This window comes from Aminobacterium sp. UBA4834 (assembly GCF_002400205.1).
In the GTDB taxonomy this organism is placed as follows: Bacteria; Synergistota; Synergistia; order Synergistales; family Aminobacteriaceae; genus Aminobacterium; species Aminobacterium mobile.
In genome coordinates, this window is the sequence record NZ_DHFC01000010.1 from 34,965 (window position 1) to 60,993 (window position 26,029).

The window sequence follows — 26,029 nt, forward strand, 5'->3', positions numbered from 1 at the left end:
CCATTGTGTACATCAATTACAATATCACAAAAAAACCTTCTGTCAACGATTACGCTGCAGCGTCTCATCGTACTTTATACACTACATATTCCTTATATCCTGTAATGAGATGGATATAACCGGAAAATTTCTGATTAATGGGTGTATCGCCGGTATCGATAAGTAAAGGAGAACCTTTCAAAGAACAAAGTTTAGCTGGTGTACAGAGAACAAGGAGATCATCACGAGATACAAAGTGAAGAACACGAGGACTTATTTGCTGGTTTCCTCGCCCCAAAAGAAAACCCTGTCCACCAATAGGGGTTATAAGAAGTTTCACCTTTTTATGCTGAGCGCAAAGCTTTAATAGTGCTTCTTCTGAAAGATCTTTTCCTACAAGACGTTTGTTGCAAACACAATCCACACCTAAAAGAGAGTAATCAAGGTTCAGAGCAGACATAACAGCCCTTGTGGTTGTTCCCGGCCCAATGATGTACAGCGTATCGGCATCCATTTCGTTGTGAATAATATGATCAGCTATTGCTTGGTGTACAGCTTCTTCAGAAGCAGGACTTCCTGCTTTAAGCCGTTGCACTCTTCTTCTTTCGAAAGGGATATTGAGATACCCATAAAGCTTAGCAGTTACAACTCCGCTTCTGAAGAGGTCTTCATCAATATCCATTACCTCTGCGAGTTTCTTTTGTGTACTCTGCCCTTTCAAGTATAATTGAGCCACTTCACCAGCCTGTTGCGGAGAACAGCCAAAAACAGCTGAGTGAATTTTCACTCCGGAGGGGATGCCGAGTACTGCAAGTTGAGAGCCCACACTCTCACATATGTCACGGGCCGTACCATCTCCTCCGGCAAAAAGTAGAAGATCCACTTTTTGTTTTAACAACTCTTTTGCTGCAAGGATTGTGTCTTCACAAGTAGTGTTTTTTCCAGATATCACTCCTTTCAATAAGATTGTTGGGGAGAACCCCTTTTGTTTTGCTACTCTTTCTCCCATATCTCCCGGAAAGGTAAGAATTTGTATTTCCTCTTTTATGTCTAAAAGTTTTTCCAGGGCCTCAGCAGCGCGCTCCGGAGCATGAGAGGTGGCTCCCATCTCCAGAGCCCGTGCCAATATAGCGGGGCCATCAGTTCCCTTGAGCCCAACTTTGCCACCCATTCCAGCAATTGGATTAATGATGAGCCCCAGCTTTTTCATGCCTTGTTACTCCTCTATCCGTCTTTTTTCAAAATAGCCCTGATATTTCTTTTGATAACTTCTCCACGTAATAGCCCACTTCTCAGGGTCATCAAAATAAGAGTGGTCTACTGTATGGATCGTACTCTTATGAGGGGCTGTTTTAACTATCTCCGGGTTTTCGTAGGCTTCTTTCACAATCTGTTCAGTGATAGCTATAAACTCGTCCAGCTCTTGTTTTGAGTAAGATTCCGTTGGCTCGATAGTGAAAGGTTCTGGAACTATCCAGGGTTCATGGCTTGTCCAATAGTGGACACCAAAATCGAACATCCTGTTCTGTACATCAGTTGTGGTTACACCCGTTTCTTCTTTCAGTTTCTGCCAACTGTAACGGACTTGCTCTACCCTGTGTTCCCCTTCAGCATATGGTGCAGAAGCACCTCGTATAGCCAGGATTTTTCTAAAAATATAGTTATTATTTAAGACTGCCACCCTGGCCGCTTCCTTAATACCATCGGCTCCTAAAGCCCGAACCCACGCATAGGCTTTGAGAATGGCGGGGAGGGTCCCATAAAAGTTTTTAATTTTCCCTACAGAATGGGGAAGGTTATAGTTTAAAGAAAAAGCACCCGTCTTCATGTTTTTTTCTACAAGGGGGGCAGGAAGATACTGTTTCAACCTTTCTGTAACGCCGACAGCACCACTTCCCGGGCCGCCGCAGCCATGGGGAGCCGAAAAGGTTTTATGAAGGTTGAAGAAGCAAATATCGAAGCCGGCCTCCCGAGCGCGAGTTATGCCCATAATGCCGTTGAGATTTGCCTGATCGTAGCTGCAAAGACCTCCAACGCTATGTACCAGATCTGTAAAATCCTTGATCCGCGAATTATAAATTCCAATATCTTCAGGGTTTGTAATCATAAGAGCAGCTGTTCGTTCTGAAACAGCATTTTTAAGGGCTTCGAAATCTGGACGTCCGTCGTCGCCAGGGTATATTGTGATGATTTTAAAACCTTTAAGTTTAGCTACCGCAGCGTTAGAAGGATGGGAATATATGGTCGTGATAATTTCATCTTTTGTTTCTGTCTGCCCCGTATGCTCAAGCCAGGCTCTGATAATGGAAATAATGGAATAAAGAGCTTGAGAACCTCCACCTGTCTGAAGAGAAAAAGCGTCCATTCCAGAAATAGCCCTCAAAGCAATATCCATGTTATAGATAATTTCAAGAGCCCCCTGAACTGTAGATTCATCTTGATATGGGTGGAGCTGGCTTATTTTGGGATTTTGTGCCAGGACCTCGTTTATTTTGGGGTTGTACTTCATCGTGCACGTCCCCTGCCCAATATCAATGTTCAGATCAGCACCGAGGTTTTCCTGAGAAAGGCGAAGATAGTGTTTTAAAACCCTCATTTGTCCCATTTCAGGAAGGTTTGCCTCATCTGATCGGACCATATGGGCAGGAAGCTTTTTTATAGGATCTTTAACGGTGTTCTGTATTCCTTCTTCTATCTCGGGCAAGAGCACTCCCCGTTCGCCTGGTGTTGAGAGCTCGTAAATAATGGGTTCGTCCCACCGCGCCTGATGGAAGTCTCTCAGTTTGGTTTGCATATTCATTCCCATGAGCGTTCATTCCTTTCTTTCAATTTATACAAGAATTTCGCCTAGAGCTGTGATGAGAGTATCCATGTCTTGTTGCGTTGTAACTTCTGTTACGCTGTAAAGAGCGCTCTCGCCATAGCTTGGGAAAAGTTTCGAGACATTGAGGCCACCAAAAATATTCCTATCTAATAGAGCTTTATTAATCTCCTTCACAGACTTTCCTGTTCCATCAAAGTTCACAATAAACTCTTTAAAATGAGGGGTGGATTGAAGGGGTATTTTTACGCCTGGAAGCACCGCCATTTTTTCCATAAGGTACTGACAGCGTATATAAACGTTCTCTCCAAGCTCCTTCATGCCTTTTGGCCCCATAAGAGCTACGTAGACCCCTGCAGTAATTCCCCAGAGAGCCGCTGCTGTTCCAACAAATTCTTTAGCTTTTTCTCGCTCTGCAAAGGATGTTCGTTCCCAAGCTACATCTCCAAATCCCCACTCACCATGGGTTGTGGGAGCTATTCCAAAAAGCCGGGATGGATACTCTCTAACGAAGGTTTCGTCGTCCCGAGTAGCCATGAACCCACCCCGGGCTCCACCATAACATTGATGCATACCAAGAGGTTGTAGGTCTCCGCAAACAATATCTGCCCCGTAACGGGACGGAGGCGTCAGGAGTCCCATAGAGGAAGGATCCACACCTACAACCATAAGAGCTCCAGCCTCATGAAGAATTTTCGCTATGTGGGAACCATTGGAATCTATAGTGCCGATAAAAGATGGGTTTTCAAAATAGAGAACAGCAGTTTTAGACGATGTAAGGCTTTTGAGTTTCTGTCCATCAAGGCATCCTGTTTTAGGATCGCAGGGGACGCAGACTATTGAGAGATCTGGGTTGCAGTAATTTTTTATAACTGCTTTTGTTTCTGGATGAATATTTTCAGCCACAAGCACTTCGCTGCGGTTCGCAATTCTGGAAGCCATTCTGATGGCTGTGGCTGCGGCCTGAGCTCCATCATATGTTGGAACGTTTACAACATCCATATCCACAAGCTCGGCCATCATGCTTTCATATTCAAAAAGAGCTTGAAATCTTCCGTGATCTTCGTAAGGCTCTCCTGCGTAGGCCGTAAGAAATTCCGAACGTTGGTTTATTTCATCGCATATGGCGGGAACGTAGTGGTTCCAGCACCCTCCGCCAAGAAAACTAATATTTTCTGTAGTAGTGGCATTCTTTGAAAGAACCTGTTGCACATGTCGCTTAAGCTCAATTTCAGAAAGGAGGGGGGCGGGAAGATCAAGTGGTTTGTGAAGCCTTAATTCATAAGGGATACACTCAAAAAATTCATCAATGCTTTCCGCACCTATTTCCTTCAACATTTCTTCCTGAATATGAGGAACGGAGTTTGGAATATAAGGGTATACGACCTTTTTCTTGTCCATGAGCTTCCTCCTCTTTCTTACTATATAATTCTTTTAGTATTCATGGAATACATAGTATTCATAATCCATTTTCCCCGTCCTGTCAAGTTTTTTCAATTTCTAAAATTTCATAAACAACTCGATACAAGAGATACTTTTAGAATGGGAACAACCAGATTCGACATCTTTTCCTTCTCGCCGCATAAATTTCTAAGGTCCTTGACAATCGATATTGCATCTTTTAGCATTCAATGGATACATAGAATTCTGGAAAACAAGGCGACAATGAAGACACTAGGGAAATAAATGTATGATGAGTTGGAGGTCTTTATGAAAAATTTGATAAAATAAAGCCAGCTTTTTAATTGATTTTTCCGTTCTCTCACAACTTCTTAAATAACATCTTCTTTAATATAAATATATTTATCTATGTCTGAATCTAAGCAGTTATGGAGAATTTTCTCGTGGGGAGTTCTGAATAGGGTTCCTTCGACAGAAAATCTATGTGGACAGGGAGGTTTTTTTATTGAGGCATCATTCTCAAACACAATCATCTGTAGATTATGTATACAAAGAACTACGCCGTAAAATCATGAATAAAGAATTCAAACCGGGGCAACATCTTCCAGAAATAGCTATCGCAGAGCAGTTACATGTGAGTCGAACCCCTGTGCGAGAGGCATTTAGACGTCTTGCAAATGAAGGGCTTATTAACATGATACCCAACGAAGGTGCCAGTTTAGTCGACCCATCTAAAGAAGAGATTGAAAATACCTTCGAGATGCGAGCATATTTAGAATGTTTGGCTGTGAAAAAAGCGGTACATCACATAACGCCTCTTCAGCTTTGCATGTTGGAAGAAGAGATGCAAAAAGAAGAAAGTATTTTTGCAGAGAAGGATTTGGATAAGTACCTGGAGATAAACAATGCTTTCCATAAAATTATTGCGGAAGCCAGTGGGAATGTAGTTCTTTATGATCTTATCGTAAGCGTACTCTCTCGCTCTCTCGTCTATTTAGTGCTTTTTGAATCATTTTTTGACTTCGGAGGGAACCCCAGCCTTGATGAACATAGAGAAATTGTAAATGCACTGAAGGGGCATAATGAAGAAAGAGCTGTTGAATTAATGCGCTCTCACATTCTTGCCTCCGCTGAATGCGTTGGAGAGCATGGTGCCAAGTCTTGAAATATGCAAGAGAGGGGAAATGCACCTTTCTTCAGCATGTTTAGTGGCATGAGAGCACTGGAGCCTGCAATGATCACATCTAGAGGTGGGCGTACTGAAACTTGTGAGGTTACGTCATCTGAGTGAACTGTATAGGGGAAACACTCTTCGTCAAAATCTGGCACCATTTAATTATTGTCTATATTGGCCACATCGGTTACATTGGCTGCATAGGTGGTCGTATCAACGCAGACCTCCTAGGATAGGAGGGGAAATATGGGCTCTTCTTCTGAGAATAATAGTAACGAAGAGATAAAAGAAAGGGTTCAGGTTGTAAGTCGATATGGGTTCCGAAGCCTTTTTTTCTTTATGGGGTTTCTTTGTGTTGTAGCGGCAGGCGCCGTGCTTCGCTCTGCAAGAAGCGTTGTTATGCCTTTGGTAGTGGCGTGGCTTCTTTCTTATATTTTTAAACCTATAGTGAGAAAGCTCGAGAAGAAAAAAATTCCTCCTACCCTCTCTATAACGTTGTTACTTATTCTTTTTTTAGGTGTCTGTTTACTGGCGTTCACTTTCCTCTATAGGCGTTTAATGCCCTTTGTAAACGCATTCCCGGCCTATTATGAACGCCTGATACATCTTATACAGGATGTCGGCCAATCCACAGACCTACCAACAGATCTTTTGATTGAATTTGATTGGGGGAAACGCTTAACTTCCTGGCTTCTTACACTTCCAGGAACTGCTATTTCTCTGGTTAGTAATCTTTTTCTCGTGATCGTATTTCTGATCTTCATATTGCTGGGGACACCTGCGCCAGGGGGGAAACTTAAACGAGCTTTTTCCCCCACTACTGCGGAGCGAGTGCAGCAGGTTATTAACGCCATATCCGCACAGATAGGTCGATATTTAGTTACAGCGGTGATCATCAGCGCCGCGACCGGCATAGCCGCATGGCTCGCCTTAACGGCCATCGGAGTGGATTTCGCCGTTAACTGGGGAGTGCTGGCCTTTGTTCTCAACTTTATTCCTTACATTGGATCGATTCTAGCGTCTATCCCCCCTATTTTAGTGGCGTTGGTAAAATTTTACCCCGATTTGGGGCCTGCTATAGCCGCATCTATCGCTCTATTAATAATTCAAATGGGGATAGGAAATTTCTTAACCCCCAAGGTCATGGGAGACGCTCTCGACATCAATCCAATTATCGTATTAGTATCGCTGCTCTTCTGGGGATGGCTCTGGGGTGGTTTCGGAGCTGTACTCGCCGTTCCCATCGCTGTTGTCATTAAAATTGTCTGTGAAAATATCCCTTCCCTTCGGCCAGTAGCTATTCTTATGGAATCCGGGCGAAGGAAAAAGTAGAAAGAGGAAGTACCTCGTCTTGAAAGAACGCAATATAAATGAATGACGAAAGCATATTTGATACTCTATGTAACTGAGGAACTGATTACAAAGGTGGCTTCGTTTCTGAGAAGCCACCTTTTTGATTAGGCAAGGGTTATTTCTGAAAGAACGCCCCTTTTCCTTATGCCCCCATCATGTTCAAGCACTGCACATTTACAAAACCAGTCATCATTATTGACATCTTTACGATATTTAGTATAGTGAGATAAAAATAATATAAAATATCGTATAAAATCATTGGCGAAATAAACTGACTATTGAACGAAGGGAGGGAGTTCTTTTTGTCTTTAGCGCAATTGACCCCCATTAGCTCTGACGGTGACAAGACGATGAAGCAAAAGGTCTTAGAAAGTCTCAGAGAAGCCATTATGAGAGGATATTTGGAAAGTGGGCAGCAGCTGCGACAAGATGACATCGCTTTCCAGCTAGGTGTAAGCCGCATCCCCGTTCGAGAAGCCTTAATGCAATTGGAGGCAGAAGGGCTTGTAACTTTTTACCCCTATAAAGGAGCGGTCGTTTCCACTCTTTCTCCCGATGAAGCAAAAGAAATTTTCGAAATTCGTTTTATTTTAGAGTCTGAAGCCTTGCGTTTCGCCTTTCCCAATCTTTCCAACGACGTCCTTGATGAAGCACTGCGGCTTGTAGAAGAAGCTGGCGCAGAAAAAGATTCTGCCAATTGGAGTGACCAAAACTGGAAGTTTCACTCTTTTCTATATCAATATGCGAAGAGGCCTCGCCTTCTCGCTATGATTGATTCTCTCAACCAGAATATTGATCGCTATATTCGTATTTATTTAAGAACTTTAAGTTTCCAATCTGAATCTATCGAAGCTCACAAGCAGTTGATAACTGCTTTACGAGAAAGAAATATAGAAAAAGCTGTAGATCTTCTGAAAGAGCATTTAAAAAACGCAGAACATCACATAATTCAGTATTTAACGCGGTAAGTTCTTTCTATGAACTGTACGCGTTGTGAACCTTAGACAGACATATGTCGCTTATGCCAAATTTCTTTACTAAGGAGGATTTATCTATGAATCATCGCGAACGAATCGAACATGCTATAGCTGGGAAAGAGACAGATCGTTTACCGTACAGCCTTTGGTGGCATTTCCCCAACAAAGACAGAATGCCTCGAAGATTGGCGGAGCTCGCTATTCATTATCAAGAAGCTCTGGATCTGGACTTTATTAAATACATGCCTTACGGAATGTTCTCCACCATTGATTGGGGTACAGACCTCAAGGTATTCGAAGGGTTTGGCGAACCACCCGTAGCTGCCAATTTCCCTATAGCTACGCCTGAGGATTGGGACAAGATTACTCCTCGTTGCGGTACATCTGGGGAGTATGCCATTGTTCTTGAATCTCAGCGAATTGCCCTTAAAGAACTCCATTGTCAGGTTCCTATTGTACAGACTGTTTTCAGTCCCCTTACAACTGCTCTTAAAATGGCTGGTGAAGAGACTCTGAAAAAGCACCTGGTAGAGTGCCCAGAGAAGGTTCATAAGGGATTGGAAGTTATTACCGAGACCACGAAGGAATTTGCTCTGGCTGCTGTTGAGAACGGTGCGGCGGGAGTATTTTTTGCTACGCAGATGGCAAGCCGCGACCGTCTTAACGAAACACAACTCAACGAGTTCATGAAAAAGTACGACCGAGTCATCCTTGACGCCATTAAAGATACATCTTGGTTTAACGTGCTTCACATTCATGGATCGAACATCTATTTCGAGGAACTTCTTGATTATCCAATTCAAGTTTTGAACTGGCATGATAGAGATGACGGTCCTTCCATGGAGGAAGCTCGGGCTAAAACTGACCGCTGCTTCTGCGGAGGATTGAGCCACAAGCACACTCTTCCCAATGGGACAGAAGAAGAACTTCGCGCTCAGGTTCAAGATACATGGAAACATAATGATGGAAAAGCTGTTATTTTTGCTCCTGGCTGCGTAGTTAACCCGAACACATCCGACGAGCGTCTGCTGCTTGTCAAGAAACTTATCGAAGAGACAGCACGGTAAATCTGCTGAAGAGAAGGAGTCTATATACATGGTATCGCTCAAGAATTTCCTTAAAGAAGAGGTAAAGCCTGCATTAGGATGTACCGAGCCCGGCGCGGTAGCTTTGGCTGTCGCCCGGGCTACGGAAGAGCTGGGAAATGTCCCCGTAAATTCCATTAAGGTTCTGGTGAGTGGAAATATATTCAAGAATGGAATGTCTGTAGGCATTCCCGGGACAAACGGCCTGCGGGGCAATGTCATTGCCGCGGCGCTAGGCGCCTTATGCGGAAAGAGTTCCCTCGGTCTCGAAGTCCTCAAAGACTGTACTGACCACATGGTGCTTAAAGCTCAGAAAATGGTGTCTGCCGGACATGTACAGGTCCTCCCGGATCCCGACCGGAACGGTGTTTATGTCAAAGCAAGCGTGCAGGGCGGGGATAAAACAGCCATCTGTATCATTGAAGGCAGCCATACAGGCATTGTACAGGTCACCCTTGATGGGAAAACTGTCTTCTCTCTTGAGGCAGAGACAAAAGAGAATAAATCTGGAGAGAAAGAGTCTCTTTCTGCCGCGCAGGAGATCGCCCAAATGCCCTTCTCATCTGTGGTAGACCTTATCCAGCAGATGGACGACGATGATGCCGCCTATGCGCTGGAAGGGGCACAAATGAATATGGACATGGCAGAACATGGTTTCGACGAGAGCCAAACCCTCGGTCTTGAGGTGGGCAAAACCCTCAAAAAAGCCGCTGCCAACTGGGAGACCCTGGACCGGTCCATTAAAATTCGCGCTATTAGTTCCGCAGCTTCCGACGCTCGAATGTCTGGAGCCCCCTACCCTGTCATGAGCAGCGCGGGGAGTGGGAACCATGGAATCACCGCCATCCTGCCCGTCTATATTCTGGGACGGGAACTCGGCAAAAGCGACAGAGAGATAGCAGAAGGCATTATTTACAGCCACCTGTGTACAAGCTTCGTGAAAAGCCGGATGGGACGACTGAGCCCGGTTTGCGGATGTGCCGTAGCGGCTGGAGCCGGCGCTGCCGGCGGAATCGTTCATCTTCTGGGAGGTTCCGATGTCCAGGCAGCCAAAGCCATGGAGCTTGTGCTGGGGAACCTTGTTGGAATGCTGTGCGATGGAGCCAAGGAAACATGCTCACTGAAGGTCGGAACTGGAGCTTTTGAGGCTGTACAGGCCGCAGAGCTCGTTATGAACGGACATTGCATTGAAATCCCTCAGGGAGTTATTGACGAGAAGATCGAAGAAACCGTCGCCAATGTGGTAACGGTAAACACCCAGGGAATGAGTGACGTAGACAAAATTATTCTCGATATTATGGCTTCTCGCTCTGCCTGCTAAATAAAACAACCCCAAACATCTCATAAAGAAAAGGGGCAGCCTTGTTAAGGCTGCCCCTTTTCAGTTCTTTTGTTAAATATTACGAATCTGGTCAATGGAAAGATCTGCAATACCCAGTGTCTCAAGGGTGGTTCCATTCTTCAGATAGTCCACTCCATGAAGACGAGAAGCCAATTCCACCGCAAGCTCCACTGTAGGAGCACTACAACCAGCTTTTCGGGCAAGCAGCAGGGCCGGAACAAGAACTCCGGGAACATCTTCTGTAAGGTATCGCCCTTTTATATTATGCCCTATTAAGTCTTCATAGGGAGATTGAGGACTCTGCACGTACTCATAATATGTTTTTGTGTCGTTGTCTCCGTAAAACATTTTAAGCTGTTCAAGGGCTTCAATGAGATTTACTCCATAAGCTCTACCAATGGCTCTTCGCTCTTCATCCATTTTTTCCATAAGCCTTGTTATCTCGGGAGTAATTCCATCCATGTAATGGCGGAATCCTTCCGGATTTTTTTCGATAGCGCCATAATTTAGAAGAACTGGCAGTGGGTGGAGGGTAAAGTTGATATTATCAAGGTCAATGGCAAGTAAACTATTGGAGGGAATAAATTCTACATATCCCTTAAAAATATCTTGCATTATTTCGAATACTTCTTTTGCTTCAGCTGCAGGAGAAGTGGCAATTTGCAACTTAAATTTCTTTTTAAAAATCCGGACTGTATTGTAGCTGCTAATGCGGCAAGCATAAGGCATAGAAGCTGTCTCTGAAATGGAAATTTTTACATCAACTCCAGCTTCTTTCATTATTTTACGAAGTCTGAAACCAGCATAGTTACCAGGTACTACTACTACATGCTGTCCATCTTTAAGATGGGGGAGCATTTTCTTGAAGATAGGTTCATGTGCAAAAGAAGGAACGACCACAAAAAGCACTTTCGCCTTATCCATAGCTTCAGCAATGTCCATGGTAACACCCATTAAATTACCTTCTAGATTAATATCTCCTTTAAGATACATCTTCTTTTCTTCCCGAAGTCGTTTGTAATCTTCGGTAGCCTCGAGAGGTTCCCACATCATAACGTCGTACCCTTTAGCCCCTATCTGTGCACAAAAAGCCCGTGCTCCATTCCCGCTGCCAAGTACTGCAAATTTATGATCCATTGCTACCCCTCCTTTAGGTTATATTTAAGCGAATCGTCGATAAGAGCAAATCATAATCAATGAAGCTATAGTCATCTTGCTTGGCTATATCGCTATCGAATTGTCCTCGAGATAGACGTTCAATTGCATCATCAATCCAGAGTACCGACCGGGCACACACTTCATTCTGAGGTCCATCGAGTACAACAGATCTGTAAGGATTTCGGCAAAGACGAGCATTCCCAGCTAATGGATGCGCAAAGAGAACAAACCCCACATGGATGTATTTCCGTGCAAACTCCAACACAAGGGAGGCCGAACCTTTTATAGATTCTGCTTGGGAGAAAGCACTGATCACCCGAGGATTGTTCGATAGGATACGCATTTCTATTCCTCGAAAATAGTCTGTTCTAAAATGGGTTCAGACAAGGCTTTGAGAGCTCTTTCAAGAAGACGTTTCCGGATGGCAAGCTCTTCTGCTGGCTTCTCTGAAGGAGCGCCTACTGGATGAGGAATAGCAACCCCTCGTATTATTCGGTTGGCCCCTACTGTGAAGGCAACCGATGGGATGGCTGTAATGAGAACTGCTGGTAACCCCACTCGCTCTATTTCTCGGGCCAACGTTGCTCCGCAACGAGTACCCGTTCCTCAAGTGGAAGTAAGAATAACTCCATGTACCCCCTGGCTTAAAAGCATTTCTCCTATTTCTCGCCCATATCGTTCCGCAGACCTCACCGCCGTAACATTTCCTACAGTAACGGGATATTCGTTATGGAGACGAGCAAAAGCCTTCTCTTTTTCTAAAATCCGTGCAGCATCAAGAGGCAATACACGATTAGGATTTTCATTTGCAGCTACAGGATCGTAGCCTCCATGAGCGACTTCATAATCCCCTTTTTGCAATGCATCGAGGCCCTTTATGGAATAGTGACACCATTTCGAAGCGTTATGAGCCTCTATTCGGTCTGGATTTCCTCGAGGTACGATCCCACCCTCCGTACCAATGGCGATTACGGCATCTCTCATGTTTAAGACAGGGCGAGCTGGAGGAACAGTATCGAAGACTGGCATGGGGAGTTCTGTAATGTAAGGACGGTTGTAAAGTTTGTTAACCAACATATCCACTGCTCGCCGAGATCCCCTTTGAGGTTTCCGTATATTGGTTCGTATGCCTCTTGGGATATATCCTTCTTCTTCAGGGCCTCCAATAGTTTTCTTCTCCAGAACTTTATCCGCGAGATGAATCATTCGAGGCACAACAGAAGAAATTTCCCGAGCTGAATCACCTGTTTCAATAATGAAAAGATCTTTTCTGGCAATATCTACCCCTGGATTTACAGGATGCATGGCTGTTATAGCTGGGATTTTCAAAGTCGTTGTTATAGCTTGACATAGGGTGCCGCAAGAGGTTCCATATCGTCCCGCAGCAAAGGCTGGCCCTGCAATAAATAGATCTGGTTCTTCCTTTTTAACCCATAGAAGAACCTGTTCTTTCACTGTCTCTAAGTTCTCCGCTGCATAGTTATCTCCGCAAATAATCGTTTTTACTATTACATACCGATTATCAGACTCTTGTTGAAAAATATTACCAATACCCACTGGCCCATCTGTCGTAAAGGGATGTATACCTGCTTTATCCTCCCCACCAATCTGCCCGAAAAATTGATTTATGTAATGAACGACTTTGATCTTTTTCATAGCTCCTCCTCCTAAATTGCCCATGTGGTGAGGTTTTCTATGCCTAATTCGTTGGTAGCCCCCATGATGCCAGCTATTTCCATAGACACAGACCCATCAGGGAGAAGACTGCCGGAATGACCGCCTGTAATGACATCAACACATTCAATATGGCCAATAACTTCGTCCATAGGAGGTAAAATCACTCGCTCATTACCGTTTCCGTTCGTTACAACAGCATCTGCCTCTGGAGTTACATCTGCAAGGCCTGGAGACGCACCATCAGAACCAGCATATTCATCTGTGACCAGCACTGTTTTTATGCCACGCTTTTCAAAGAGCCTCGTGAGCATCATGAGATCGGCCTCGGGGTTGCCTCCCCCATCTTCGGAAATGATGGCCCCATCTGCTCCCAGCATTTCAGCTATTTTGAATACCTGGTTGCAGATCCGCTCTTTCTCTACGAAAGCTGTGCGAACAGGAGCGACTATAACTCCTAGAAAATTAATATTTTTTTCATGTTCTAATAAAAGATCTTCTACAATAGGGTTGTTTTGATGGTGGTACGTAGTATGTTTGTGGCATGGGGCTGCGCAATTACCGCTTACCACAGCTCCATCCATAAGCTCTGTCGGATTCATGAAGACAGGAAGACATCCCTGCGCGTTGAGACCATAGAAATAGTTATCGTGAAGCAATCCTTGTGCTATGGCTTGACAGACATAAATCACTTTAGGTAATGAGCTGTTTCTTCCTAGGAGTTCCGCCAACGTAGGAACCGTGTACGTTGTTTCTTCGTATAAAGGGTAGTTCTTTACTGTTTCTGCCAGGAAACGGGCGACCTTAATGCCGCCGTTTCGTACACTTCGCTCGTGTTCATGTTTCCCAAGACCAGGGACTGGCTCAAAAAGCAAAACTATATTGTTCTTCTTCGAAAAGATGCTGTATTCCGCACCTTTTCCCTTCATATCTATGAGACCTTCCTGGAAATTCACAAGTTTACCTGACGTCACCACAGCTGCCCCATCGAGAACAACTGTGGTTCCTCGACCCGAAAGGAAATTAGGGTCACAAAAAAAGCCCGGGAAGGTGTAGGTTTTTTCTTCGAGTTTCGTTCGAGGCTCTATGACATCTTTTACAGGGATAATTCGCTTGCTTTCCCCAGGCCGAGCTACTTTAATATCAACACTTTGAAGCTGCTTATCTTCGAGAAGAAGGGAAACGAGCTCTTCTTTATCTATAAAAAGAGTCTTATCCTTAATTTCAGTGACTGTCCCAAACTCTATGTTTGAAATTGAGATTCGTCTCAGCTTCAAGGTTTCCATAAAGTTCCCCCCTAACCCTGTTCTCGTTCTATAATGGCACGGCACATTTCTTCATCGGCAGGAGCCATTCCCTTTTGTGCTATCCGGCCAAGAATGCAGATGGTATCATCTGCTCTCTCACAAACGAGTCCGTCTCCTGAACGGATAGACGTATTATTCATTGCCAAATAAGCTGATTCCATTGCCGTACCTACCGCATTGGCCAACTTCATAGCACATCCGAGCTTTGCGCCATCGCACAAGATGCCGCCAATACTTCCTACAACAGTATTGATTGCTCTTTCCACCTGCTCAAAAGAACCGTCAAGCATAAGGACCATTCCAGAAGTAACACCCAACCCCGCAGCTATGGCGCAAGCACACATCGGTGAAAGGCGACCAATATGACTCTTTAGATAAATAGTGACAAGAAAACTAAGGGCAAGAGATCGAAGAAGCGCTTCTTTATCTTTATCAAGTTCACGAGCCATAACAACAAGGGGTAACGAAGCTGTAATGCCAACATTTCCACTTGTGGCACAACTCATGGCTGGCAGCCCCAGGCCATCCATTCGTGCATCAGAGGCAGCGGCTGTCAAGGCTTTAGCCTTGATAATAGGATTCATATAGGGATAATCGAGGAACCCCTGTCCAAACTTTCCTCCTGCTTGTTCTTCAAAACCAGCCTTGGCAAGTTTTTCGTTCATCACTATGGCATCTTGAAGGAATAATAAATTCTCAAGAGGCTCACTTAAAGAAAAATCGTAAAGATCCTTAAGCTTATAAGAAAGGATTGCATCTTTCGAATAGTCAGAAGCTGCTGTATCTTCTTGGGGTTTAGCCAATATCATTTCTTCATTGGCTTTTATAAGAACTACATTTGTATGGGTTTTAACGACAACTGCTCGTCCAACTCCATTTGTAGTTTCAACTGTAGCATCAATATAAAGACCAACCTCTTTTCGAGTCCAATCGATAGAAATGTGGGTGTTGGGTAGCATGGCTATGGCCCTTTTCTCGTCTTCCTTCGTGATATTATGTAAAACTTCCAGGCCCGCCTCTGCATCCCCAGCAACGGCACCGAGAGAAGCCGCTATATCAAGCCCTAATAGAGATGTGCCTGGGATACCCACTGCTATAGAATTTTTATACGTATCCCGATCCATCACAACTTTTATGGATTTTACTTCCCCTTCCACAGCTGCTCGAGCCACACTTGCAGCAAAAGAAACAGAGGTCGGGCCAGTACATCCAAGGGCTGGCTTAACTTCTCTTTTCAAAATGGTAAGCAACGATTCTGACACTACAATTCCCCCTTTTTAGAAAGTAGGGGCTTATTGAAGCCCCTACTTATAAACAGTTTTAATCCATAACTAGCTTCACAGCTTCGTCAAAGTTTGCCTCTCCAAGTATCTTTCTCATTTCAGGCCAAACTTTTTCTCGAGCATTATCAGTAAGGGCTTGAAGCTCCTCTTTGGAAAGGTGAACAACCTCAATGCCATACTCTTCCATACGCTTCTCATTTGCCGCTTGATCAGATTCAGCCTGAGCAACGCGGCGATCTTCCATTTCGCGAGCCAACGTAGTAATTAAAGCCTGATCTTCCTCAGAAAGAGAGTTCCAAAGTTCCATGTTTATAATGAGATACCACTGCTCAAAATGAGTATTCGATGGAACATAGCACTTGATAATGTCGCGGAAATTCGCATAATATCCTTCTGCTCCGGCTCCAAAAGCCCCATCTACAATTCCAGTCTGAAGAGCTGTAAAGGTTTCAGCAAAAGCAAGAGGAGTAGCCATGTATCCTTGTGCATCTGCCAGAAGCTCAAAGGCTTTCTGCGTCGGGACTCGGACTTTCAGCCCTTTAGAGACGGAAGGATCGCCAGGTTTCTCAGGTTTTTTCATGAGAGCGGTTCCTCCGAAATACACCGGCCAAACGCTAATAATTTTGAGGTCTTGTTTGGCGTAACGTTCCGCTGCCCAGTTCATGAGGGGAGTGCCGCTTACATAATTTTTCTTTACTCCCTCCCAATCATTCACAATGTACGGGAGATTCAATATCTGGAGCATTTTGTCGGCAGTGGTAACGACAGGCTGAATGGCCATGTCTACCGCACCAACACTCACTCTTTCATGAACGACGGTGTAGTCGCCAAGCTGACTGTTATCAAAAATCTGGAGCTTAATACGACCGTTAGATTCCTGTTCAAGTTTTTCTGCAAACCACTTCACATCTTTGTCAATTGCCGTATCTGCCGGGCGGATATGAGAAATCTTCCAGACATAAGATTTCTCTTTGGCCAGAGCTTCTCCGCCTACCATAAAGAGAGCCGCAAAAACAAAAGAAATTCCCAATAGTGCTGCAAAAAACTTTTTCATGAACACCGCCTCCTTTATGCTTAACTATTCTTTACTCCCAATTTTGCAAACCATTTGTCTTTGAGTTTTTGTGCGGTAGGGGTAGAAGCTAACCCTCCTCGCATGCTTCCTCGAAGTTCAACAGGCAAAAGCTTCTGTACATTGATGAGAGCATCGACCACTTCATCTGGCGGGATAATACTTTCTATGCCAGCAATAGCCATATCTGAAGCCGCAAAAGCATTGGCTACCCCTATAGCATTGCGTTTAATGCATGGAATCTCAACTGGTCCTGCAACAGGGTCACAGATAAGTCCCAAAATATTTTTTAAAGCAAGTGAAGAAGCATGAACAACCTCTTTTGCAGTACCTCCGGAAAGCTGTGCTAAAGCAGCAGCAGTCATGGCAGAAGCAACACCTATCTCGGATTGGCATCCTCCCAATGCTCCGGAAACTGGTGCCCTCATAGCGATGAGAGCCCCTGTCATTGCCGCTACAAGTAACGCATTTTCTATTTCCGCAATATCTGAGCTTAAATGTTCAGCTGCTGTTAGAAGGGCTCCAGGCAATACACCACTTGACCCCGCAGTCGGAGCTGCTACTACACACCCCATACATCCGTTCAATGTCATGACGCCCAGCGCTCTTGCCACAGCCTTTCCTACAGTTTCACCAGAAAGAGATCGCCCTCCTTCTACAAGAGCCATAAGTTTTACACCTTCATCATGGGGCATAAGCCCACCTAAAAGACAAAGATCGTTCCCCATCCCCTTTTCTACAGATTGAGACATTGTTTGCCACGCAATCTGTACCTTTTCACGAATAAAACCCTTGGATAAGCCACTCCTTTTTTCTTCAAATGCAATTGCTGCTTCAGGTAAAGAAATATGGAGAGAGTCAGCATAGTGAAGCCATCCTTCGAAAGAAGAGAAAAGAGGTTCATCGTTTTTCAATTTGTAATCAAGCAAACAAGTAAGGGGAAAAACCTTTCTAACTCCTGCTTCTCTTTCTATTCTTTTAAGCTGAATATCTGACAATGGCTTTTTCGTAAGGCAGGTGTAAAGGACGTCCTTTTCTTCATGGTTTGACGAGACACTCTTTTCAAGGAATAAAACGTTCTCTTCCAAAAGTTCAGCTAAAAACTCTTTTGTGAAAAGCTTATCTGCAATAAAGAGAATCCCATCTTCGCTTCCTTGCAAGTAAATAGGAAAGTCTTCAATCTCTGTCATAAGAATTTCGCCACCACCGACAGAAATTCCTACAACCCGAAGGCTTTGATCTCGTCTCGCAAGAAGCATATCTACAGTGTTCGGGTTTCTTTTGGAGAGTGGTTCCAAGTGATATAAAACAGGGATATTTTTTTGCTCGGCCAAAGAAAGAGCTTCTCCTATTTCCGGAGAATCTTCTCTCATGCCAAGCAAGCCGCCTACTATAGCAGAATCGCTCATATGTCCTTTATAGGTTTCAGCCAATGCGCCATAGAAAAAAAGGTCAATGCGCTCGGGGTCTCCTCCTAAAAAGAGTCGGCCCATTCGCCCTATTCTGAGGACTCCCGCTGTATGAGAACTAGAGGGTCCTGTCATAATAGGACCGAGGGAATCAAAAAGACTCACGAGTCTGTTACGGTTCTGACAAAAGTTCATAGACGCCACTTCCCTTAATACCCACTACTGTAAAAATCCCATAATTCCAGGAAGGAAAAGGGACAGAGGGGGCCAAAATGTAGTAAGGATCATAACGGGGATATAGCCCAACAAAAGGAAAGTCATTGCTGGACGAAGAATCTCAACAAATTCCACCTCTCCAATCTTCATTCCTAAATAAAGAATGCTCGCATAGGGTGGCGTAATACCGCCAACTGCGAGGTTAACACCAAGAATAGAAGCAAAGTGGATGGGGTGAATTCCTATGGCTAAAGCTAAAGGTAAAAGTAAGGGCGCGACAAGAATAACTCCTGTAAGGTCATTCACAATCATGCCTATGAAGAAAAGAAGAAGATTGATGAGGATCAACAATATAACTTTATTCTGTGTAATACCAAACATAGCTTTCACAATAGCTTGAGGAATTTGAAGCATAACAAATGTCTGGCTGAGCATGAGGCTACATAAAATCATGACCATGATAGATCCAACGGATATTGCAGAATTTTTGGCTACCTCATAGTAATTTTTAGCTTTAAGCCCTTTATAAATTAGGAAACCTACAGGAATGGCATATATAACAGCTACTGCTGCGGCCTCTGTAGGAGTCATAATTCCCCCATAAATTCCGCCAAGAATAATAACTGGCATCATGAGGGCCGGTAATGCTTTCCAACCTCGATGAATAATCTCGCGCATTTTTTCTTCTTTTTTAAGCTCTGGCTCCAGTTTGAGAGGGAACCGTTTAGCCCATATAAGATTAATGATGGAAAAGAAAATAGTAACGAGGATTCCCGGCCCTACTGTGGCAAGAAAACAGGCTAAGATAGATGTTTCGGTGACCCAGCCGTAGACAATCAAAATAACACTTGGAGGAATAAGGAGCCCAAGAATAGAAGAATCTGTGACAAGAGCCGTAGCGTAACCTTTTGGGTATCCTTGCTCAACCATGCGTGGAATAAGGATAGGACCCACTGCTGCTACTCCTGTAAAACCGCTGCCAGAGATAGCGCCAATAATGGCGCAACTTACTGTAGCTACAACACCTAAACCACCCTTTACTCTCCCTACAAAAACGTCCACTAGATCAAGTAGATATTTTGCAATACCGCTTTGACTCATTAAACTTCCTGCAAAAATAAAGAGGGGGACACAGAGCAGGACAGGGCTCAAAATCTGTTGCAACCCCCACATCATCATGCCTTTCATGGATACGCCACCTATAATGCTCATATACATAAGGGCTCCACCAAAACAGAAAGGTAAAGGAACACCGAGGGAGAGGAATACAACGAGAATTAATAAAGCGATAAGAGCAACAGATACCATTTAATATACCTCCTCTTCCACTTCCATCTGGGTTAGCACGTCTTGAGGTGTTCGGATAAAGTCTCGAACATGACCAAAAAATTCAACGATGGTATAGAAGGTCATGCAAGCCATACTGACAAAAACAAGAGACTCAGACCAAATCATGGGAATAAAGAGCGTGGGACTTTCTTTTTGGACACGTAGAGCATATTTGAGATAATCGTATCCCCAATAGGAAAGCCAAATTAGAACAACTCCACTTAAAGCAGCAGCAATGGCACGCACTAAATACACTGATTTCTGTTTCCGCATAAAAACTTCGAGCACCCTGGCCACTATCTGATTTTTGTCTGCCGAAGCTTTTATAGCCCCGATAAGATATGCCCATGTTGTGGGAAAAAGAAGCAACTCTTCTATTCCCATAAGGGGGGCTTTAAAAACATAGCGCAACACAACCTGGCCAAAAACAAGAATCGAGATGAATGACATCAGAAAAACCAAAACTACATCTTGCGCTTTTGCTGCCCAATAAAGAATGGTGTTAAAAAAACTTTTTGACTCTGACATCCCAGACCCTCCCCTCTTACTCTTTTAAAGAATGGGTGTCGTACTCGCCTAACGACACCCATTCTTTATGTGCGGCGCTACCCGCTTGTTCTATACAAATGCGTACGTTTTTCCGCGTTGGCTCTTCTTAGCTCTGTCAAGCACAACTGAAGCCACACCAATATCCATAGCGCCTGTTCCAATGGGGATACAGAGAATCTTTTCTCCGTTAGCTACAGAGGCTTTCTTTTTTCCAGCAGCTAATTCGCCGATGGTGGCAAAAATGTCTTTTTCTGTGATCCGTCCAGAGGTACCAAGTTCTGCAAGAGCGCCGCGGTGAAGGGTCTGTCCAATATGATCTACTATTATTTTATCCGCGTTTAAAATACAATCATTATCACATTCCTGATATGATCCCATAGGGAAAAGCAACATTCCTGGCTTAAACCACTCATTTTTAAAAAACTTATCTTTTGATTGAGTAACACAAACGACCACATCTCCATCCGCTGCTTCTTCGGGGGTATTCGCAATATGAATTTTCCCTTTTACATAAGAAGCCATGTCAGAGGCATAGCGCTCAGCAGCTGCTTTACTAATGTCGTATACGTGTACTTCTTCTATGTCAAAAAGCTGGGAAATGGCCATGGTCTGAGTATGCCCCTGCATTCCCGCTCCATAGAGACATAAACGAAGAGATTTTCTAGGGAAAAGATACTTAAGGGCTACCGCTGTCTGAGCACCTGTACGAAGATTGGTAATGTATGCACCATCCATCACTGCTGTGAAGTTGCCCATTTTAGGATCTATGAGCATAATAAGAGAGGTAATATAGGGAAGACCAACTTTTTTACGTTCGCCTAAGAACCCGCCAGCCCACTTTATTCCAGCCGTGTCTGACCATCCAACATAGGCAGGCATAGCATTCATAAATCCACTATAAGGAGGGAACGATGCTGTTTCTCCAAGATCTAGATTGACTTTCGTGGGGTTAATAACAGTTCCGTCGCCCATTCCTTGAAAGGTTTTGTCGCAGGCCTCAACTACATCTTTCATCGTAATAAGCTCTTTGATTTCATTCTGGCTCATCAACAACGTATTCATAGAAAAAACCTCCCCCTTCATTAATTGTTACGTATCTTTGAGCTTTACTGATAGAGAATGGTAGGATATAGTAGAAATGATCTTATGCCCTGCTGTTGAACAATTGAACATTATCACAGCAAGGCAATAACGTCAAGCCTGAAAAAATAAAATTTTATAAATAAAACTGTATTGAATACAGGAGGATCTTATGTTTAAACCCGCAAACAAGGCAACTCTTCATGAAAATGTGCTACATCAAATGATCAACGCCATAAAAAATAAGGCTTGGGAACCGGGTATGAAATTACCTGGGGAACAATCTTTGGCGAAAACCTTCGGCGTAAGTCGGAACTGCATACGAGAGGTTTTAAAAGCTCTTGAGCTTACAGGGATAGTCGAAGCCCGAGCTGGTGACGGCACATATCTTTCCGACAGTGCTTTGTGTAACATAGCTAATACAGAACTTGTTGCCTCTCTCTTCGAGGAAAGCACTCTTGCAGAGCTCATGGAGGCACGGCAACTTCTGGAAGGACAAATTGCCTACTGGGCAGCCGAACGGGCTACTGAGGAAGATGTGAATATCTTAGAGCATATTTTGATGGAAGAAACAGACGTTCCCAACGTAGATATACATAACCAATTTCATAATTTTCTGGCGGAAGTAGCCGGGAATCCCTTTCTATTGCGTCTTTTAGATTCCATACGAAATGAAGTATCTGCTCAAAGAATTATGTTTAAGTCATGGCCCTCTACAGATCTGGAACAATTTCGGAAAGACCACTGGGAAATCTGTCAGGCGGTAAAAGCACGGGCTCCAGAAAAGGCACGAGAAACTATGATCCAACACCTCGCCCATTCGCAAAAAGGGATTCTGGAGAAAAAGGAGAAAGAGAGACTATAAAATTGTTATATAAAATATAAAATCTATTTTTATGTCTCTTCATGGAGTTCAAATAGTATATACTTTAACAAGGTCTTATACGTAAGGGGGATATAATGTTTAAACCGGCAAGTAAATCGACACTTCATGAAAGCGTTCTCAACCAAATTATTGATGCTATTAAAAAAAATATATGGGAACCTGGTATGAAGTTGCCTGGAGAACAAGCTTTAGCGAAAACCTTCGGGGTAAGCCGAAATTGTATTCGAGAAGTTTTAAAGGCTCTTGAACTTTCAGGAATTGTTGAAGCGCGTCCTGGTGATGGCACGTATTTATCTATAAATGCTCTTCGCAATATTACTAACACTGAGTTTGTTGCAAGCCTTTTTGAAGAGTCTACATTAAAAGAGCTTGTGGAAGCTCGGCAATTGTTAGAAGGCCAAATTGCTTATTGGGCAGCACAACGGGCTACTGAGCAACAAATTCAAAAAATGGAGGAGCTTTTATTAAAAGACGAGGAACATCCGGATGTAGATATTCACGATAAATTTCATAATGTCTTAGCAGAGATGGCGGGAAATCGTTTTTTATTGCGGTTACTTGGATCTATTCGCAATGAACTCGCGACGCAACGACTCATTTTCAAAACCTCGCCAGTTGAGAACCTTGCTGCTTTCAAGAAAGAAAATTGGGAAATATGTCAAGCTATAAAAGAGCGGAATCCAGAGAAAGCCAAAAAGATTATGTATAAACACCTGTCTCACGGCCAATATGAGATCTTGGAACGTTTACACGAAAAAGAACAGCGTTAGGTCGTATTGAAATAAGAACACATTATTTTTAATGCTTCAGAAAGGATATAAATGATAAAGCCTGCTAATAAATCTACGTTATATGAAAATGTTTTAGAACAAATGCTCGAAGCAGTAAAAAAAGGGGCATGGAAACCTGGAGAAAAGATCCCAGGGGAACTAGCTCTTGCTGAGATATTTCAAGTCAGCAGAAATTGCATCCGAGAAGTTTTAAAAGCTCTCTCAATATATAACATCGTCGAATCCCGATCTGGAGATGGCACATACATTTCTGCCAATGCGCTGCGATATTTGGCAAACAATGAGCTCGTTGAACACTTATCGGAAAATGTTTCCATACGAGAATTAATGGAAATTCGAATTCTTTTAGAGACACAAATTGTAGAATGGGTTATAGAACGGGCAACAGAAGAGGACCTTGAAACTCTCAAAGAAATTGTTTTTTTAGAACGAGGCAATAAAAATGAAGCTATCAATCCTTCCTCACATACTAAATTCCATGAATATCTAGCTGAAATAGCAGGAAACAGCTTGGCTGTTAAAATATTAGCCTCCATACGAGAAGAAATTAATGCACAAAGATATAGATATACAAGGCTTCCCTTGTCTAGCTGGCAAGAGATGATGACAGAACATGAAGCAATATTAAACTGCATACTCAATAGAGACATAGGTAAAGCACGTGAAAGCGTAAAGAAACACATTGAACATATGCTTAAAAGTCAATTATTAAGCCTTGATGCGCAAAAGAATTGCGAGTAACCCTTCAAAGGGCTACTCGCAATTTTATAGAATGATCATTTCTTTATCTAGTTTATTTAATACTTCAGGACCCGTTTCTGTAATAGCAATAAGATTTTCTATACGGACCCCAAATGCCCCCTTTAGATAAATCCCCGGTTCTATGCTGAAACAGTTCCCAACCTCCAGAGGTCTTTTATTTCCTGCTACGATAAAGGGATCTTCATGAGGATCCATACCAGTTCCATGACCTAAACGGTGGGTAAAAGCAGCACCATAACCTGCTGTTTCAATAACTTTTCTCGCCTTATTGTCTATATCCTCCGGTATGGCTCCTAGCGTAGCCTCTTCTTCTCCAACATTTTGTGCTTCTAGAACAATTCTATATACCTTTTTCTGTTCTTCCGTCGGATCCCCTATAAAAAACATTCGTGTCATATCACAATTGTAGCTGTTATACCAAGCCCCAGTATCAACGATAATAATGTCTTTGTTTTGAATAATTCGATTGTCTTGGCCTCCATAATGTGGCATCGACCCATTTATTCCAGAGGCTACAACAGGGTACCGGGGAACCCCCCCTCTTTTCTCATGGAGAAACATAATATGCTTCGCTATATCTTTTTCCGTAACTCCTGGGCGGATGAAATTTTTCAGGTCTTCCATAACTGCATCATTATTTCTTGATGCCGCTCTCAAAAAATCAAGTTCCTGCTCATCTTTACTACGTCGAAGAGGCGAAAGAACCGATGCCCCATTTACACACGTTATGTTCGTCTCTAAAACTGCATCAAGCATATCTACAGCTTTCACTCCTGCATTAAATGCAACTCTTCCATTGTTAAGGCCTAAGGCTTTTATCCCATCTTTAAATACTTCCACAAATCCTTGACCATCTTTCCATTCCAAAATGGCCGTACTTTCAGGAAGAGCTGCCTCCATTTCTTCGCGATAAAGGGAGGGGCAGAGAGCAAAAGATTCTCCATTTTTAGAGATCATGACTCCTTTAAATCGACTGTCAGGATGAAGCTTAAGGCCTGTGGTGTATTCCAGATCTGAAGAGGGAGCTAAAAAAATTCCATCTAAATTGCTATTTTGAAGAATTTCGAGAAGTTTGTTAAATCTTTTTACGTAATCCATCATATCCTCCTCGTATAAGAGAAAGAGAGAAGCTTTTATCTGCTTCCCTCTTTCTTACTAAAACAAACTATTTCTTACTTTATTTTGTAGTATTTCTTAGGTATCTCAACATCCGTCAAATGGAGGAACCCTTTCCCAAAGACGTAGGAGTCTTGCATAATAAGGAGATAATTTTTCATCTTTACACCTGTATTTTTATCTGTATAGTACATTGTTCTCCATGATGCTCCCGGAGTATATGTCTCAAGAGCTTTTTTTAGCGCCTCCGTGTCATTAATGTCGGTTTTCCCTTCTACTACCCATTTCCCGAACTCGCCAAGCCCTGCAGCAGTAGCATAGGCAGTAGAGTACGCCCATGTACCCAGTCTTCCACCAGCTCCGGCATCTACTACTGCTTTTTCTATTTTAGCCATAATGGCTTCCCAATTACCCTTCTCCTTCTCAAGATCTAGATGAAAAGCCCCTGGATATCCCTTCAATGGAGACGGACTATCTGCTTCCAAAAAGTAACCGCCATGATGGTAGGTCAATTGTCGCAACAATGGCTCAATATGAGTTTGGTTCGTCGTAAAGAAACACGCATTTTTCCCATATTTTTCAAGCCATGCTGGCGTTTTTTCAAGGACGTACTGTTGCGCGCCTGCCACTCCTACATCTGATGTAGGATCTGGCGCTGTTTCCTGAACAAACTTAAGACCTAAGTCTTTACATACTTCTTCCATTATATGCATACGCCTTGAAAGAAGTTCTATGCTCAAATGACGTGGGAAAGAAATATGGACAAACGTATCAGCTCCCATTTCTTTCGCACCATATATAATTGTGTATCCTCGGCTAATATGATCTGGCATTACAGCAAGAGAAGCTACTGGACAAATCATATTAGGATCTTCGAGGGGATTACCTGCAAGTCTTACAATATCTGGCCGCTTCTCCATAATTCTTTTAAAAGCCTCTGTTGTTCCAGGAACAGCCTCATCAACAACAATTACTTTCATTAGAGGATCATCGGCAAGACTTACAATTTGAGTAATTGTCGTCTCCATTTCCGCGTTAAAGTTATCTGGAGATGTGAGATGTCTAACCATGCCTCCATCCGCCACATCACCATATTTTTTCAATAGAGCCTCTGCTCCCCGGTAATTATCTTCAGCTTGAGAAACTGTTGGAGTAACGATACCGATATGGAATGGCGCTTCTGCTAATGCTAATCCAGAAAAAGAGCACACTAAAAATACAGCACATAAAAAACGACAAACAACCTTTTTCATAAAAAGCACCCC

23 protein-coding genes are annotated in these 26,029 nt (G+C 43.3%); 8 read left to right on the forward strand and 15 right to left on the reverse strand.

Annotated elements, in window-relative coordinates:
• Positions 1-64 precede the first annotated feature (64 nt).
• Genes B3L97_RS04165 through gcvPA form a run of 3 tightly spaced genes read right to left on the reverse strand, consistent with a single transcriptional unit; the run spans position 65 to position 4,201 of the window.
• Complete coding sequence (locus B3L97_RS04165) at positions 65-1,189, reverse strand: ATP-NAD kinase family protein (protein ID WP_286934276.1); 1,125 nt, start codon at positions 1,187-1,189, stop codon at positions 65-67.
• 6 nt (positions 1,190-1,195) lie between these two features.
• Positions 1,196-2,785 (reverse strand): aminomethyl-transferring glycine dehydrogenase subunit GcvPB, encoded by a 1,590-nt coding sequence (gcvPB, locus tag B3L97_RS04170; RefSeq protein ID WP_024821457.1) that lies wholly within the window; start codon positions 2,783-2,785, stop codon positions 1,196-1,198.
• 24 nt (positions 2,786-2,809) lie between these two features.
• On the reverse strand, positions 2,810-4,201 hold the full coding sequence (gene gcvPA, locus B3L97_RS04175) for an aminomethyl-transferring glycine dehydrogenase subunit GcvPA (protein ID WP_286934278.1): 1,392 nt from the start codon (positions 4,199-4,201) through the stop codon (positions 2,810-2,812).
• Positions 4,202-4,706: 505 nt separating this feature from the next.
• On the opposite strand from gcvPA, the gene B3L97_RS04180 reads away from it, so the two are divergent.
• The 5 genes from B3L97_RS04180 (at position 4,707) to B3L97_RS04200 (ending at position 10,111) form a co-directional block, all read left to right on the forward strand.
• Entirely contained in the window at positions 4,707-5,366 is a 660-nt protein-coding gene (locus B3L97_RS04180) for a GntR family transcriptional regulator (RefSeq protein WP_286934280.1), read from the forward strand.
• 255 nt (positions 5,367-5,621) lie between these two features.
• Positions 5,622-6,707 carry an AI-2E family transporter gene (locus tag B3L97_RS04185; protein ID WP_024821454.1) on the forward strand — a complete coding sequence of 362 codons (1,086 nt, stop codon included), beginning with the start codon at positions 5,622-5,624 and terminating at the stop codon, positions 6,705-6,707.
• A 323-nt stretch (positions 6,708-7,030) separates the two neighbouring features.
• On the forward strand, positions 7,031-7,696 hold the full coding sequence (locus B3L97_RS04190) for a GntR family transcriptional regulator (protein ID WP_024821453.1): 666 nt from the start codon (positions 7,031-7,033) through the stop codon (positions 7,694-7,696).
• A gap of 86 nt (positions 7,697-7,782) precedes the next feature.
• On the forward strand, positions 7,783-8,772 hold the full coding sequence (locus B3L97_RS04195) for a uroporphyrinogen decarboxylase family protein (RefSeq protein WP_024821452.1): 990 nt from the start codon (positions 7,783-7,785) through the stop codon (positions 8,770-8,772).
• 28 nt (positions 8,773-8,800) lie between these two features.
• The gene (locus B3L97_RS04200; protein ID WP_286934281.1) at positions 8,801-10,111 is read left to right on the forward strand and encodes a serine dehydratase subunit alpha family protein; all 1,311 of its coding nucleotides are present in this window, start codon (positions 8,801-8,803) and stop codon (positions 10,109-10,111) included.
• A gap of 72 nt (positions 10,112-10,183) precedes the next feature.
• On the opposite strand, the gene B3L97_RS04205 is transcribed toward B3L97_RS04200, so the two are convergent.
• The 10 genes from B3L97_RS04205 to B3L97_RS04250 form a co-directional block, all read right to left on the reverse strand.
• A complete protein-coding gene (locus B3L97_RS04205; RefSeq protein WP_286934283.1) occupies positions 10,184-11,269 on the reverse strand; it encodes an NAD/NADP octopine/nopaline dehydrogenase family protein in 1,086 nt (361 codons plus the stop codon).
• A gap of 13 nt (positions 11,270-11,282) precedes the next feature.
• Positions 11,283-11,633, reverse strand: a complete 351-nt coding sequence (locus tag B3L97_RS04210; RefSeq protein ID WP_024821449.1) for a GrdX family protein — start codon at positions 11,631-11,633, stop codon at positions 11,283-11,285.
• 2 nt (positions 11,634-11,635) lie between these two features.
• On the reverse strand, positions 11,636-12,946 hold the full coding sequence (locus B3L97_RS04215; RefSeq protein WP_286934285.1) for a glycine/betaine/sarcosine/D-proline family reductase selenoprotein B: 1,311 nt from the start codon (positions 12,944-12,946) through the stop codon (positions 11,636-11,638).
• A gap of 11 nt (positions 12,947-12,957) precedes the next feature.
• Positions 12,958-14,250 carry a glycine/sarcosine/betaine reductase component B subunit gene (locus tag B3L97_RS04220; RefSeq protein ID WP_286847100.1) on the reverse strand — a complete coding sequence of 431 codons (1,293 nt, stop codon included), beginning with the start codon at positions 14,248-14,250 and terminating at the stop codon, positions 12,958-12,960.
• Positions 14,251-14,261: 11 nt separating this feature from the next.
• On the reverse strand, positions 14,262-15,533 hold the full coding sequence (locus tag B3L97_RS04225; RefSeq protein ID WP_286934286.1) for a serine dehydratase subunit alpha family protein: 1,272 nt from the start codon (positions 15,531-15,533) through the stop codon (positions 14,262-14,264).
• 58 nt (positions 15,534-15,591) lie between these two features.
• Positions 15,592-16,608, reverse strand: coding sequence for a TRAP transporter substrate-binding protein DctP (gene dctP, locus B3L97_RS04230; RefSeq protein WP_024821444.1), 1,017 nt, complete (start codon positions 16,606-16,608; stop codon positions 15,592-15,594).
• A gap of 20 nt (positions 16,609-16,628) precedes the next feature.
• A complete protein-coding gene (gene sdaAA, locus B3L97_RS04235; RefSeq protein WP_286934289.1) occupies positions 16,629-18,230 on the reverse strand; it encodes an L-serine ammonia-lyase, iron-sulfur-dependent, subunit alpha in 1,602 nt (533 codons plus the stop codon).
• Positions 18,231-18,254: 24 nt separating this feature from the next.
• Entirely contained in the window at positions 18,255-19,559 is a 1,305-nt protein-coding gene (locus tag B3L97_RS04240) for a TRAP transporter large permease (RefSeq protein ID WP_286934291.1), read from the reverse strand.
• On the reverse strand, positions 19,560-20,108 hold the full coding sequence (locus B3L97_RS04245; protein WP_024821441.1) for a TRAP transporter small permease: 549 nt from the start codon (positions 20,106-20,108) through the stop codon (positions 19,560-19,562).
• A gap of 90 nt (positions 20,109-20,198) precedes the next feature.
• Positions 20,199-21,191, reverse strand: coding sequence for an ornithine cyclodeaminase family protein (locus B3L97_RS04250; RefSeq protein ID WP_024821440.1), 993 nt, complete (start codon positions 21,189-21,191; stop codon positions 20,199-20,201).
• 190 nt (positions 21,192-21,381) lie between these two features.
• Between B3L97_RS04250 and B3L97_RS04255 the strand changes: the two genes are divergently transcribed.
• The 3 genes from B3L97_RS04255 (at position 21,382) to B3L97_RS04265 (ending at position 23,627) form a co-directional block, all read left to right on the forward strand.
• Positions 21,382-22,074 (forward strand): FadR/GntR family transcriptional regulator, encoded by a 693-nt coding sequence (locus B3L97_RS04255; RefSeq protein WP_024821439.1) that lies wholly within the window; start codon positions 21,382-21,384, stop codon positions 22,072-22,074.
• 95 nt (positions 22,075-22,169) lie between these two features.
• Entirely contained in the window at positions 22,170-22,865 is a 696-nt protein-coding gene (locus tag B3L97_RS04260; RefSeq protein WP_024821438.1) for a FadR/GntR family transcriptional regulator, read from the forward strand.
• Between the two features lie 51 nt (positions 22,866-22,916).
• Positions 22,917-23,627, forward strand: coding sequence for a FadR/GntR family transcriptional regulator (locus B3L97_RS04265; RefSeq protein ID WP_024821437.1), 711 nt, complete (start codon positions 22,917-22,919; stop codon positions 23,625-23,627).
• 24 nt (positions 23,628-23,651) lie between these two features.
• Here the strand turns inward: B3L97_RS04265 and B3L97_RS04270 are convergent, their stop codons facing one another.
• Positions 23,652-24,749, reverse strand: a complete 1,098-nt coding sequence (locus B3L97_RS04270; RefSeq protein ID WP_084043835.1) for a M24 family metallopeptidase — start codon at positions 24,747-24,749, stop codon at positions 23,652-23,654.
• Positions 24,750-24,820: 71 nt separating this feature from the next.
• Positions 24,821-26,017, reverse strand: a complete 1,197-nt coding sequence (locus tag B3L97_RS04275) for a DUF3798 domain-containing protein (RefSeq protein WP_286934293.1) — start codon at positions 26,015-26,017, stop codon at positions 24,821-24,823.
• Between the last annotated feature and the right edge of the window lie 12 nt (positions 26,018-26,029).